This window comes from Ligilactobacillus murinus DSM 20452 = NBRC 14221 (assembly GCF_001591685.1).
Classification (GTDB): Bacteria; Bacillota; Bacilli; order Lactobacillales; family Lactobacillaceae; genus Ligilactobacillus; species Ligilactobacillus murinus.
This window is the reverse complement of record NZ_BCVJ01000013.1, coordinates 12,813-25,633: the sequence shown is the minus strand read 5'-3', so window position 1 is coordinate 25,633 and position 12,821 is coordinate 12,813. Positions and strand designations below refer to the sequence as shown.

Here is a 12,821-nt window from a genome sequence, read left to right as displayed (position 1 = left end):
CGAGATGAATAAAAAATGGGTAGTAAAGAGTACCTTGGCCTTAGCGACAGCGCTAATGGTCACAGGAACAGTTGGAAATAGTGTGACAGCATCCAAAATGCCATTAGAATACAGTAACCATAAAAAAGTTAAAAAAGGTGGGACGTTACATGTGGGTTACTCATCTAGTGGAGTTTTTAAAGGGGTCTTCTCGGATGTTTTAAGAGTCGATGGACCAACTTCAGATGTTTCACAATTTGGTGACTATAATTTGTTTAGAGCAAATGCTGATCATAAGTATACAAAAGGTGGCTTAGCCGAAGTTACTTTTGATCAAGCACAAAAGACCGCGACTGTTAAGATCAAGTAAAAGGCACGTTGGTCAGATGGGCATCCAGTAGAAGCAAAAGATATGGCCTACACTTATGAAGTGGTGGCTAATCCGGCTACTAATTCTGGTTACTATGATGACAAAGTGCGTGATGTCGTTGGCGTAGAAGAGTATCACGATGGCAAAGCAGATAAGATCTCAGGGATAGAAGTCAAGGATGAAAAGACCTGTGTGCTTCATTTCAAAGAGATGCGTCCAGAAATGGAGTTTGTAAATTCTGGTTATATCATTGGTAAAGTGATGCCTTATCATTACTTAAAAGATGTTCCTTTTGATAAATTAGTCGCCAGTGACAAACTCCAAAAAGATCCATTATTCTATGGTCCATTTAAGATCAAAAACATGGTCAAAGGTGAATCGATCGAATGGGTCCCTAATAAATATTATGGGGGCAAAAAGCCAAATCTTTCTAAGATCACGATCGAAATGGTCGATCCAGGTCATGCAGCGGCGGCTATGCAGGCCAACAAGTACGATGTTTTGTTAAATGAGGGGCCATCAGTCTACAGTAAGATGAAAAAAATGTCCCAATATGTCGTTTTAGGTAAAAAGGAACAATTTTATGCATATGTTGGCTTTAAAGTCGGGCATTTCAAAAACGGGGTCAACGTAATGGATCGTAAGACACCTGTGCAAGATCGGGCATTACGCCAAGCGATGGGCTATGCGCTCAATATGGATCAAATAACAAAGAAATTTGGCCATGGCTTGGAGTATCGCGCTAATACGATCGTCCCGGATGCTTTTGGTAGATACAATGATCACAAGCAAAAAGGTTATCCCTTGGATCTAAAAAAAGCTAACAAATTATTGGATAAAGCGGGCTACAAGATGCAAAAAGACGGCTATCGGACTTTGCCAAATGGGAAACCCTTTACTTTACGTCTGTTAGCACCAGCTAGTTCGAGCAGTTCTGGTAATCGGACTTCAGTTGAAATGTATCTGCAACAATGGAAGAAGATCGGTGTCAGAGTCAAGTTAAAGAACGATCGCTTGCAAGAATTTAACTCTTATATTGAGCAGTTGACAAATGATGGCAAGGGCTATGATGTTTGGCTCAGTGCGTGGACGGTGACGAGTGCCCCGACAGCAAGTATCGCTGGGACATATCTGCCCAATAATCCATATAACCTGGGACATTTTGTTACTAAGGAAAATACAAAATTGGTCGAATCTTTGAGTTCAAAAGAGGCTTTCAATACTGATTATCAGATCAAACAGTTTTATAAGTGGCAAGCATATATGAATAAGGAAGCTTACATTGTTCCAAGATATTTTGAGTATGAGACTTATGTTTTCAACAAAAAACTGACAAATGTATCGCTTGATCCAACAAAGAGCCAAACGCTGTGGGAAGATATTGCGTTTACCAAATAAATTTAAGGGTTATTACTGAAATGAAGTGTGGATGAAAAGATAGGTCTTGCACCTGTCTAAAAAACAAGGGGGAAAGATCAAAATGAATAAAAAATGGGTAGTGAAAAGTGCTTTGGCTTTAGCGACTGCGCTGATGGTCGCAGGAACAGTCACCAATAGTGTAACTGCAGCTAAGTTGCCACTGGAATATAATAACCATAAAAAAGCAAAAAAGGGTGGTACTTTACGTGTCGCTTACGCATCGGAAGGTGTTTTTAAAGGTGTTTTTGCTGATATGCTAAGGGTAGATGGTCCAACAGCAGATGTATCTCAATTTGGAGATTACAGTTTATTTAGAGTAAATAATGATTTTACGTATGCTAAGGGGGGCTTAGCGAACGTAGCGTTTGATTATAAGCAAAAGACAGCGACGGTCAAGATCAATAAAAAAACGCGGTGGTCAGATGGGCATCCAGTTGAGGCTAAAGACATGGAGTATACTTATGAAGTAGTTTCAAATAAAGATGTCAATTCTGCGGGCTACAATAAATATCGCAATATCGTCGGGGTCGAGGAGTATCATACTGGCAAAGCAGATAAGATCTCGGGCTTAGAGGTCAAAGATGAAAAAACTTTGGTCATCCACTTTAAAGAAATGAAACCCGAGATGAAGTTTCCAGGTTCTGGTTATGTCATCGGCAAAGTAATGCCCTATCATTATTTAAAAGGGATCCCCTTTGATCAATTAGCCTCCAGTGATAAACTTCAAAAAGATCCCCTATTCTATGGACCATTCAAGATCAAAAACATGGTCAAGGGTGAATCGATCGAATGGGTCCCGAATAAGTATTATGGGGGCAAAAAGCCAAATCTAGCCAAGATCACGGTCGAAATGGTCAATCCTAGTCACGCTACCGAGGCGATGCGCGCTAATAAATATGATGTTTTATTAAATGAGAGTCCTGAGGTCTATAATAAAGTAAGAAAATTATCGCAATATGTTGTTTTAGGTAAAAAAGAGCGTTATTATTACTATCTTGGCTTTAAAGTCGGGCACTTCAAAGATGGTGTCAACGTAATGGATCGCAAGACACCCGTGCAAGATAAAGCATTACGCCAAGCCATGGGATATGCGCTTAATATGAATCAAATGACAAAGAAATTCGGTTATGGTTTGAATTATCGTGCCAATACGATCGTTCCAGATGTTTTTGGTAAATATAGTGATCATAAGTTAAAAGGGTATTATTTAAACCTAAAGAAAGCCAATAAATTATTGGATCAAGCTGGCTACAAGATGCAAAAAAATGGCTATCGGACTTTGCCAAATGGAAAACCATTTACTTTGAAATTGTTAGCCCCAGTCAGCACAGATAGTGCGAACAACCGAACGGCGATCGAATCTTATCTCCAACAGTGGAAGAAGATCGGTGTCAAAGTCAAATTAAAGGACAGCCGGCTACAAGAATTCAACTCTTACATCGAACAGTTGACCAAAGACGGTGAAGGATATGATGTGTACCTCAGTAACTGGAGCGTCACAAGCGTGCCGACAACAAGCATTGCCGGGACATATCTGCCCAATAATCCATATAATCTAAGCCATTTTGTTACTAAAGAAAACACGGAATTGCTCGAATCGTTGAGTTCAAAAGAGGCCTTCAACACTAATTATCAGATCAAGCAGTTTTACAAGTGGCAAGCGTATATGAATCAAGAAGCTTATATCGTTCCACTCCGCTTCCGGTATGAAACAAAGGTCTTCTCTAAGAAATTGACGAATGTTTCTTTAGGAACAGCCAAAAGTGACACTTTGTGGGAAGATATCGCATTTACTGAATAAAAGAAAAAGGAAAGCTTTTGTGCAAGGCTTTCCTTTTTTAATGCCAAAATAACAAGTACAGTGGTGGGATAAGTAAACTGGGTAAGAGATTTAAAACGCTGATCTTAGTCAATTTGAGAATATTTGTCCCAGAAACAAAGATCAATATTCCACCAATGATCGAGAGCTCAGTCATCAAAGATGAAGAGATGCTACCAGCTAAACTAAGGGCGATCAAGTATAAACTACCTTGCCAAAAAAAGAGGACGACACCACAAATAGCGATCGCAAAACCATAAGCAGAAGCTAGGATAAGCGAAGTGATCCCATCGAGTAGGCCGTTGGTGATCAGATAGGTATAGTCGTGATCTAACGCGGCTTTAAATGGCCCAAGGATCGAAAGCGAACCAAGACAAAAGAGTAAGATCCCAGTCGTGATCGCCCCACTAGTTTCAGCTGAGCCCAATTTTTTCGTCAGTGTTTCAAACCGTTCTTCCAAACGCAAAGCTTGTCCGAGCAAACTGCCTACTGTCAAACTGACGATAAATAAGACCGGTAATGAACTTTTTTGCAGACTAGTACTAGCAGTGCTTATCCCTAACAAAATAACACAAAGTCCCAACGCTTGCAGCAAAGTTTGATGATAGGCAGGTTTGAGCCCTTTTTTAAAGAGCAGCCCTAACCCACTGCCTAAGATGATCATTCCAGCATTAAAAATAGTGCCCCACATATTATCACCTCATAAAAAAACTAAGCAAGCTAGATCAGCTTGCTTAGTTTACTATAGCAAAATTTTAGTGGAATTGCATACCGCCATCAACGATCAAGGTTTGACCAGTGACATAGTCGGAATCTGGCCCAGCTAAAAATGAAACAGCAGCTGCTACATCTTCTGGTTCGGAGAGTTTTTCTAGGGCAATATCTTTAGCGAAGGTCTGCATGCCCCACTCATCATCTTTGCCGGCGTTTTCACCGACACGATGAGCAATATCGTACATCATTGGGGTTTTTACGATCCCAGGGGCAAAAGCAGTTACCGTGATCCCTTCTTTAGCAAGGTCACGTGCAGCTACTTGGGTGATCCCACGAACGGCAAATTTGGTTCCACTATATAATAAGAGATTAGGGTTACCTACGACACCAGCTTGAGATGTGGCATTGATGATCTTACCCACGATCTCTTTACCCACGCGTTTTTTCTTTCTAAATTGTTCAACGGCGGCTTGGATCCCCCAAATAACGCCAGCAACGTTGATGTGATAAACTTGATCAAATTGTTCAGGTGTGATCGTTTCGATCGGGGTGGTCGGGCCGACTCCAGCGTTATTAACGATCACATCAAAACCATCAAAAGCATTGTAAGTTTGTTGGACTACTTTGAAAACGCTGTCTTTATCAGCAACATCAACTTCGATCGCGATCGCATTTTTACCTGCTGTCGTCAGATCGAAGGCCGTTTGTTTGGCAGCTTCTAAATTTCGATCAGCAACGGCAACTGCAAAACCATCATCAGCTAACCGCCGTGCGATCGCTTGTCCAATACCTTGTGCGCCCCCAGTGACTAATGCTACTTTTGTCATAAAAAAACCCCCTTATTGAATTTAGCAACTAACTCCTTAGTTAAGTATACCATTTTTTATGACTTGAGAAAACGGTTACAATGGTGATAAACTTGAAATATGCCAAAAAAAAGCTATAGTTAAGTAATTAAGACTGACATTTCAGGGGGTAAAATTGATGCAGATAAAATTTGATGAAAAGATGCTTGTGGCTCAAGATCTTTCAGCGATCGGTAATCTTTCACTGGCAGTTGCGATCCCGATCTTACAAGTTCAAAAGATCCCGTTAGCTATCTTACCGACGAGCTTATTATCGACTCAAAGTGAAGGCTTTGGCACACCTGCAGTCAGTGATTGCTACTCCTTTGTCAAAGCGACTTTTGCGCATTGGCAAACACAAAATGTTAATATTACAGCAGCGTTAGTTGGTTATATCGATAATTTAGCTACCGGTAAAGCACTATACCAATATTTAAACCAGGCCAAGTTAGAATTAGTTGTGATCGATCCAGTTTTTGCTGATGAGGGGAAATTTTACCCCAATTTAGATGAACGGCATTTAGCTTTGCAAAAAAAATTGTTGCAAGTAGCTGATTTTGCGACTCCGAATTTGACTGAAGCAAAATTTTTAACAGGGCAAATGCAAAATACCCCAGATCTGACCCAATTAACCTGCGAGGTTGAACGGCTTTTACGCCCAGGAGGCAGGGCTGTCATCACTGGCGTCGAGTTGGATGGACAAAAGGGATGCATTTGGCTTGAAGAGGGACAATTAAAAACCTGTGTCTTACCTAAAGTAAAGGGGCACTTCTATGGTAGTGGTGATGTTTTTGCGGCTCTCTTAGCTTCATTTTTACGGCAAGGAGTTTCGTTTGAACAGGCGATAAAGCAAGCCACGAGTTTGACACAACAAGCCTTGATCCAGACCGCTGATCAAAATGTTGAGCGTAGTTATGGGATCTATCTGGGCGAATTATTGCCCAAATTAGCAAAGGGGATATCACATGAAGACTAGACAAATCGTGACGTTAGCTTTGATCACAGCCTTAAATGTAGCTGTGGCACGCATATTTTTGATCCCGGTAGCATTTACACATGGAAATATCAATTTATGTGATGCAGGGATCGTTTTTTCAGGGCTCGTTTTTGGAGTGCGCAGTGGTGCGTTAGTCGGGGGCTTGAGTGGCTTTTTACTCGATCTCTTCAGCGGTTATCCGCAGTACATGCTCTTTTCGTTGGTGATCCATGGGACACAAGGAGCGCTTGTCGGAACAGCGCAGACTAGATCTTTAAAAGAACAGCTCCTAGTTTGTGGAGGAGCGATCGTAGTTTTAGTTGGGGGATATTTTAGCGCCGATAGTTTGTTATATGGCTGGAGTGCCGGGATCTTAGGGATAGCGACTAATTTATTACAAGGGATAGTTGGGACTGGGCTGGGATTGGTCTTGGCCCGCAGAGCACCTAAGATAAGAGCGCAAAAGTGGTAATTTGTTCGGTTTTTCTGATATGATGAAAGAAAAACGGGAGAGATTTTTATGCATGAATTAAGTGGGTGGCTACTGTTGATCTTTGCCTCAATAGCAGCTAGTATTTTAGCGCAGTTTTTTCCAAAGATCTCGGAAAATTATGTCAGTATGGCAGTTGGCGCAATAATTGCTAGTATACCCCTTTTCAACGATATGATCCCCGAGTTTGAGCCTGAGGTCTTTATGATCACGGTCATTGCACCATTGCTCTTCTTTGAAGGGCAGGCGATGAATCTCAATCGTGTGGGGCACAAACTCAAAACTATCTTGGGAATCGTAGTTGTTTTAGTAGTTATCAGTACTGTAATAACGGGGTTTGCACTCTCATATATCACGGGGATCGGCTTGTCACTAGCATTAGTGATGGCTGCGATCAGTACCCCAACTGATGCAACAGCGACTGAATCTGTTTCTGAAGGGCTACAGTTGCCGAAGAGCGAAAAAAATATGCTAAAAATGGAAGCCTTATTCAATGATGCTTCTGGGATCATCTTATTGAATGCAACGGTGCTGTTTTTACTTCGAGGAGAGATCGATTATAGCTCAACGATCATAAACTTCTTATTTGCAGCGATCGGTGGAGCTTTATTTGGGGCTATTGTTGCTTTTATTGCGATCTTCTTTCGCCAAGCCTTGATCCGTTTGCCTTTTGATAATGCAGTCAACGCCCAGATCATGTTAGCTGTGGCCTTACCATTTATCATTTATGTTTTAGCTGAAGAGATCCATGTATCAGGGATCATTGCGGTCGTATGTGCTGGCTTATTGCATAACAGTGAAGCCCAGCGGAGTCGTTTCAGTGATATGCAGCAATTTTATTTAGGAAATAATATTTTTTCTTTAGTGCAAGAGTTATTGAATAATGCTGTCTTTTTGATCTTAGGCTTAAACTTTGTCCGGATCGTTATGGACGAAGATGTAACTTTCTCATCGTGGATCTGGATCACAGCTGGAATCGTCTTATACGCCCTGAATTTACTTGTTCGCTATCTCTACGTTTTACTGATCATGAAGCGTGGTCACCGTAGCGCCTTGATCTTTTCGTTAGGTGGTGTTCATGGAGCGGTTACTTTAGCGCTTGTCTTTATGGCAGCAAGTTTGGGGCTAAGTTCAAATCAATTCAACTTAGTCATCATGTCTGAATCAGTAATGATCATTTTGAGTATGTTAGTTCCAAGCATCGTTTTTTGGTTTATTTTGCCAAAAGAAGAGCATGATACAGGTGAAAAGAAAAAATATCGCCAAGAGATGATCAATCGCGCGATCAGTGAAGTTGAGCATATGTATCTGCCTGAAAAAGTAAAGCAAAGTGTGATCTATGATCTGCGTGACCAAAATTCAGAGACCAGTTTGCGCCAATTTTGGCAACAGTGGTTTTACGTTTCACGTCGCCCAGCTTTCAATAAGGTCGAACGCTCCTTAGAACAACAAGCTTTGTTATGGTCATTTTATATTGAACGTGAGTATTTGGCAGAATTACTGGAGGCAGGTGAAGTTGATTCGACTGATCTGTATGACTTGTATAACGAAGTCGCATTAGCTGAAGCCATGGTTTTAGATCCCAAGAATTCATTTCACTAAATAGCTCGAGCAGCGCTAGATGAATAAAAAGAGCCACCACGAGCTCTGAAGTGCCCCTAAGTTAGTAGGGGAGTTACTTCAGTTCGTGGTGGCTCTTTTATTATTGCTTAGCGGACTTTACCAGATAGCGATCCGTTTATCTGGTGCTAGGTACATGCCATCACCTGGTTTGACATCAAAGACTTGATAGAAGTCGTCTAGGTTACGGGGCTGGATATTTGCCCGTAAGACATGTGGCGCGTGAACATCGATCGCTAAGAGAAGTTTTTCTCGCTCTGGTGTTGACTTCATTCCCCAGATCCGGGCCCAGTTGATGAAGAATTCACGCAGATCTGCATCCGGTTCGCTTTTGGCAGCTTCAAGCGCACAGCTCAACCCACCTGCATCTGCAATGTTTTCGGAAACAACAAGCTTACCGTTGACTTTTCCGGCAGGCAATTCTAGGCCATCGAATTGTGTGATCATTTTTTCAGCTAATTTTTGGAAGTGGGCTAGGTCTTCTTTAGTCCACCAATTAGCTAAGTTACCATGTTCGTCAAATTGAGCTCCATTGTTATCAAACGCATGGGAGATCTCATGGGCGATAACGGCACCGATCCCGCCATAATTAGCACTTGAAGTTTGTTCAAGACTGTAAAATGGTGCTTGCAAGATCGCTGCGGGGAAGACGATGATGTTAAACGAAGGGTGGTAATAAGCATTGACCATGTGCGCCGGCATCTCCCAACGTGTGCGATCAACTTTTTCATCGATCCGTTCAAAATGACGCTTAGTTACGATCTTGGTGAATTTTGTCACGTTATCAACTAAGTTTAAGTCGTCATCAACGATGAACTTGGAGTAAAGGGGATCAAGTTCATCAGGATAGCCAACGTTGATCCCGAGCGCATCTAACTTAACGATCGCTTTTTTACGTGTTTCATCACTCAACCATTCATTTTCTTCCAGCCGTTTTTTATAGACAGCGATCATCTTTTCGACCATATGGTGCACGTCTGCTTTAGCCTGAGCCCCAAAGTATTTATGAGCATAGTAGAGTCCGACTACTTGACTGTATTGATTTGTCGCTAAGTAAAAGGCTGCTTTTTGCGGATTCATTGCCTCTTTTGAACCAGAGAGCGCCCGATTATAGGTCCCCCCTAAAACGCGGATCTCGTCGCTCAATAACCCGGTTAGACCAAGAAGAGTTTTGACAAATAACCAACTACGCATGCTCTCAAAGGTTTGTTCGTTGACTAATTCATTTAAGGCCGCATAGTACTTAGGTTCGCTGACGATCACTTGTTCAGGCGCTTTTCCAAGTAAACTTGTCACGACTTTAGCGAGATCGACATGTGCGCTCAATGATACGAAATCTTGGAAAGTGTACTTGTTGTAAGATTTTACGTAGTCTGCGCGTTCTGTGCTATCCTTTTGGAAAGGTGCTAGTTTTTTATCGTAAGCCAAAGCTTGTGTGATCGTCTTTTGGCTAAATGCTTCATCATAGCCAGCTAACTTGAAGAGCTCAGTCAGCATTTGTTCTAAGATCTGAAGCAATGTTTTAGCTTGTTCATTGCCAGGTTCATAATAGGTCTTATCGGGTAAAAACAAAGATGGAACATCAGCATGGAGTGCGTAATGCTTAGTATCTTTCATATCCGGTGAAACATAGAGTTCAAACGGAGCATCGTAATTTTCAAGGATCAGATCTGGCAAAGCAGCTTGCCAAGCTTTTAGATCTTTTAAGGCTAAGATCTTATCCAAATACTTTTTAGCTGGAGTAGCGCCAGCTTTGTTACGAGCTTCAAAATCAGACGCAAGGCGATAGAATTTGACAAATTCTGCCATTTCTTTGGTCTGTGGTCGGTCTTTTTTGGCCAACATTTTGCCAAAATCAGCCATCAACGTTTCTTCGATATTGTCAGCCAAGTCGGCAAAGCCCCCCGTAGTTGCCTTGTCGGCTGGGATCACGGCAGTTTTGAGCCATTCGCCGTTGACGGCTTGATAAAGGTCATCTTTTAGTAAAGCTTCATTGACAGTTGTATTTTCCCCCATAAAAATTCCCCCTTAGGTTTTTAAAAATCGGCCGTATCAGGGTCAGTTGCAAATCCAGCAACGCCCTTTAAGGCATCGATCTGTTGCATTTCGCTTTCGGTCAATTCAAAATCAAAGACTTCAGTATTTTCTTTGATCCGTGCCGGATGGACCGATTTTGGTAATGGTAGATAACCGTGTTGTAATGACCACCGTAAGCAAAGTTGTGCGACTGAACGCTTTTTCTTTTGGGCCAAAGCTTTTAAGGTCTCATTAGCAAAGATCTGTCCGGTACCAAATGGACTGTAAGCTTCCAATAAGATATCGTGTTGTTGACAGTAATCAATAGTCAAACGATCGACATCACCTGGGCAGATCCGGATCTGATCGACCATCGGCTGGATCTGTTGTGTTTTTTTCAAAACTTCAAAATGCTTAGGTTTAAAGTTTGAAACTCCGATCGCCTTGACTTTCCCAGCCGTGTAGGCATCTTCTAGGGAACGCCAAGTCTCTTGGAGATGTTTTTCCCAGTCATGATCGCGAAAAGCCTTTGGATTAGGCCAATGGATCAGAAATAAGTCCAAATAGTCGGTCTGAAGATCGGATAAAGAACGATCGAGGGCTTGAGTAGCCAGTTCGTAAGTATGAGCCTGATTATCCAATTTACTTGTGATAAAAAGGTCACTCCGAGCAATTCCGCTTGCTTTTACGGCTTGACCGATACTTTTTTCGTTGCCATACATTTCAGCAGTATCGATATGGGTAAAACCAGCATCAAGCGCAGCCAAGACAGCATCGGTAGCTACCTTACCTGCAGGAGTTTGCCAAGTACCAAAACCTAAAACTGGGATCTTAACGCCGTTTTCAAGTGTATATGTGTTCATCAAACTCATAAATTCCCACCTATCCTTGTATTGAATTATTGTGTACTACACGCCTTGATTATACCATAATTAAGTAAATGTCCACTTTTAGAGTGCTTATAAATTAAGGAATTTTGTTCTTTTTTGAATAAAAGCATTTTCATGTCTAATATTTGTGTGAAACACAATATAAGTATGCTATACTACTAAATGAGTTGCGGACGAGTTAGTCTGCTATTTTTGTTGATCACTTTTTTGAAAAATGTAGTTTATTGCTTTATTTAGGGGGAAACGATGTGAAATTTTGGGGCAAGACAACACAAGATGCGATCAGATCTGGCTTAGAGGAATTGCATAAGACTAAAGCACAGGTCGAAGTAAAAGTTATCAGCGAAGGAAGAAAGGGCTTTTTAGGGTTTGGTAAGAAACCAGCTGAGGTGGAACTCGTTGTTAAGGAAGAAACAACACATAAAAATGCTGGACGACCACACGCTAAAAAAGTGGCTGTTGCAAAACAAAAGGTTGAAGACTGGGAGAAATATCTGCACGAATTAGGTTACTATTTGGCAGATGTCACACAGAAGATGGGGATCAAGACAACGATCGATGTGGTGGTGGAAAAACGGGTCGTGATCTATAATTTTGAAACTAAGCAGGAAGGTAGCTTGATCGGGCGCCACGGAAAAACGCTCAATGCGTTACAGTTGTTAGCACAGGATTTCTTGGATAGGAAGAGTAAAAGGAAGGTCCAAGTTATCTTAGATGCGGCTGATTACCGGGCGCGACGCAAAGAAACGCTCCAGTTTTTGGCACGAAAAGTTGCACGGGATGCAATTCAACAAGACCAACGGCAACGGTTAGATCCAATGCCTTCGTTTGAAAGAAAGATCATCCACGCTGCTTTGGCTAGAAATACTGAGGTCAAAACCTATTCAAGCGGTAGTGAACCGCGACGCTTCGTCGTTGTTGAGCCGGCGTATGCCAAAAATACAGGGAAGAACTAAGAGAGGATTTTGACTATGTTTGAGCATAAACCCAACCATTTAGAAGATGAATTGTGCTTTTCGATCTATACAGCACAACGCTTTTATAACCGTTTCTATACTGAAGCCTTGAAGAAGTATAACTTGACCTATGCGCAATACATCACGTTATTAGTTTTATGGGAAAGTAAAGAAAAGATGATCATTCGTGATCTAGGTCTACGTTTGAAACTCGATACCGGGACGTTGACACCTTTACTAAAGCGCATGGAAAAAGAAGGCTGGGTAACTCGTACGAAGACAAAGGCTGATGGACGCAAGGTCTATATCACTTTGACTGATAAAGCCCTTGAGTTGGAAGACCAGATCAAGGACCGTGTCACTGGTTGCTTTGCTTCAGCCGATATGTCCAGTGACGAGTATAAAAATGCCGTCAAATTTATCCAAGACATCGCTAAGAAATTAGAAGATAACAACAAGTTTTTGGTGGAAAAAACTAAATTCTAATAGCGTTATATCCGCTGAGCACTTTGCTCAGCGGATTTTTTAGTTTGGATCATAATATCTGCAAAAAAGGGGAATTTTTATGAAGTATTACGAAGAGGTATTTTGTGAAAAAACAAAGCTAAATGATCTAGCTGAGTTGACTAGTGAGGAATGGACATTTTCACGTGAAGGGACAACGGGAGATTTTTTTAAGTGTTTTGGGTGATAGCTCAAGGCACTTTTTTATTGTCAACCACTGTGT

At 41.5% G+C, this 12,821-nt stretch carries 12 protein-coding genes and 1 pseudogene; 9 read left to right on the top strand and 4 right to left on the bottom strand.

Annotated features, from left to right (window positions below; genetic code table 11):
- Positions 1-4: 4 nt before the first annotated feature.
- The 3 genes and pseudogenes from LMU01S_RS10665 to LMU01S_RS04045 all read left to right on the top strand — a co-directional run bounded on the left by LMU01S_RS10665 (position 5) and on the right by LMU01S_RS04045 (position 3,569).
- Complete coding sequence (locus tag LMU01S_RS10665) at positions 5-349, top strand: hypothetical protein (protein WP_225354598.1); 345 nt, start codon at positions 5-7, stop codon at positions 347-349.
- Positions 350-364: 15 nt separating this feature from the next.
- Positions 365-1,747: pseudogene (locus LMU01S_RS04050) on the top strand (ABC transporter substrate-binding protein); the annotation flags it as partial.
- Positions 1,748-1,829: 82 nt separating this feature from the next.
- Positions 1,830-3,569 (top strand): ABC transporter substrate-binding protein, encoded by a 1,740-nt coding sequence (locus tag LMU01S_RS04045; protein ID WP_056958353.1) that lies wholly within the window; start codon positions 1,830-1,832, stop codon positions 3,567-3,569.
- Positions 3,570-3,606: 37 nt separating this feature from the next.
- Here the strand turns inward: LMU01S_RS04045 and LMU01S_RS04040 are convergent, their stop codons facing one another.
- Positions 3,607-4,278 carry a DUF554 domain-containing protein gene (locus LMU01S_RS04040; RefSeq protein ID WP_056958351.1) on the bottom strand — a complete coding sequence of 224 codons (672 nt, stop codon included), beginning with the start codon at positions 4,276-4,278 and terminating at the stop codon, positions 3,607-3,609.
- 64 nt (positions 4,279-4,342) lie between these two features.
- A complete protein-coding gene (locus tag LMU01S_RS04035; RefSeq protein WP_056958349.1) occupies positions 4,343-5,128 on the bottom strand; it encodes a (S)-acetoin forming diacetyl reductase in 786 nt (261 codons plus the stop codon).
- A 157-nt stretch (positions 5,129-5,285) separates the two neighbouring features.
- Here LMU01S_RS04035 and LMU01S_RS04030 point away from each other — a divergent pair, with 157 nt between their 5' ends.
- The 3 genes from LMU01S_RS04030 to LMU01S_RS04020 are packed head-to-tail and all read left to right on the top strand — an operon-like array spanning position 5,286 to position 8,214.
- Complete coding sequence (locus LMU01S_RS04030; RefSeq protein WP_056958347.1) at positions 5,286-6,122, top strand: PfkB family carbohydrate kinase; 837 nt, start codon at positions 5,286-5,288, stop codon at positions 6,120-6,122.
- Complete coding sequence (locus LMU01S_RS04025) at positions 6,112-6,594, top strand: ECF transporter S component (RefSeq protein WP_056958346.1); 483 nt, start codon at positions 6,112-6,114, stop codon at positions 6,592-6,594. The genes LMU01S_RS04030 and LMU01S_RS04025 overlap by 11 nt, the downstream gene beginning before the upstream one ends.
- 48 nt (positions 6,595-6,642) lie before the next feature.
- Positions 6,643-8,214, top strand: a complete 1,572-nt coding sequence (locus tag LMU01S_RS04020; RefSeq protein WP_056958344.1) for a cation:proton antiporter — start codon at positions 6,643-6,645, stop codon at positions 8,212-8,214.
- Positions 8,215-8,331: 117 nt separating this feature from the next.
- Here the strand turns inward: LMU01S_RS04020 and LMU01S_RS04015 are convergent, their stop codons facing one another.
- Positions 8,332-10,248, bottom strand: coding sequence for a M13 family metallopeptidase (locus LMU01S_RS04015; RefSeq protein ID WP_056958342.1), 1,917 nt, complete (start codon positions 10,246-10,248; stop codon positions 8,332-8,334).
- A gap of 20 nt (positions 10,249-10,268) precedes the next feature.
- Positions 10,269-11,120 carry an aldo/keto reductase gene (locus LMU01S_RS04010; RefSeq protein ID WP_056958340.1) on the bottom strand — a complete coding sequence of 284 codons (852 nt, stop codon included), beginning with the start codon at positions 11,118-11,120 and terminating at the stop codon, positions 10,269-10,271.
- Between the two features lie 266 nt (positions 11,121-11,386).
- Between LMU01S_RS04010 and jag the strand changes: the two genes are divergently transcribed.
- The 3 genes from jag (at position 11,387) to LMU01S_RS10750 (ending at position 12,785) form a co-directional block, all read left to right on the top strand.
- On the top strand, positions 11,387-12,094 hold the full coding sequence (jag, locus tag LMU01S_RS04005) for an RNA-binding cell elongation regulator Jag/EloR (protein ID WP_056958338.1): 708 nt from the start codon (positions 11,387-11,389) through the stop codon (positions 12,092-12,094).
- Positions 12,095-12,109: 15 nt separating this feature from the next.
- On the top strand, positions 12,110-12,580 hold the full coding sequence (locus LMU01S_RS04000; RefSeq protein ID WP_056958336.1) for a MarR family winged helix-turn-helix transcriptional regulator: 471 nt from the start codon (positions 12,110-12,112) through the stop codon (positions 12,578-12,580).
- Between the two features lie 79 nt (positions 12,581-12,659).
- Entirely contained in the window at positions 12,660-12,785 is a 126-nt protein-coding gene (locus tag LMU01S_RS10750; protein ID WP_263850208.1) for a hypothetical protein, read from the top strand.
- Positions 12,786-12,821 lie beyond the last annotated feature (36 nt).

Bases quoted from the DNA above. Each gene is read 5' to 3' on its own strand.
- LMU01S_RS10665 (WP_225354598.1), top strand. From the start codon at position 5: ATGAATAAAAAATGGGTAGTAAAGAGTACCTTGGCCTTAGCGACAGCG.
- LMU01S_RS04045 (WP_056958353.1), top strand. From the start codon at position 1,830: ATGAATAAAAAATGGGTAGTGAAAAGTGCTTTGGCTTTAGCGACTGCG.
- LMU01S_RS04040 (WP_056958351.1), bottom strand. From the start codon at position 4,278: ATGTGGGGCACTATTTTTAATGCTGGAATGATCATCTTAGGCAGTGGG.
- LMU01S_RS04035 (WP_056958349.1), bottom strand. From the start codon at position 5,128: ATGACAAAAGTAGCATTAGTCACTGGGGGCGCACAAGGTATTGGACAA.
- LMU01S_RS04030 (WP_056958347.1), top strand. From the start codon at position 5,286: ATGCAGATAAAATTTGATGAAAAGATGCTTGTGGCTCAAGATCTTTCA.
- LMU01S_RS04025 (WP_056958346.1), top strand. From the start codon at position 6,112: ATGAAGACTAGACAAATCGTGACGTTAGCTTTGATCACAGCCTTAAAT.
- LMU01S_RS04020 (WP_056958344.1), top strand. From the start codon at position 6,643: ATGCATGAATTAAGTGGGTGGCTACTGTTGATCTTTGCCTCAATAGCA.
- LMU01S_RS04015 (WP_056958342.1), bottom strand. From the start codon at position 10,248: ATGGGGGAAAATACAACTGTCAATGAAGCTTTACTAAAAGATGACCTT.
- LMU01S_RS04010 (WP_056958340.1), bottom strand. From the start codon at position 11,120: ATGAGTTTGATGAACACATATACACTTGAAAACGGCGTTAAGATCCCA.
- LMU01S_RS04000 (WP_056958336.1), top strand. From the start codon at position 12,110: ATGTTTGAGCATAAACCCAACCATTTAGAAGATGAATTGTGCTTTTCG.
- LMU01S_RS10750 (WP_263850208.1), top strand. From the start codon at position 12,660: ATGAAGTATTACGAAGAGGTATTTTGTGAAAAAACAAAGCTAAATGAT.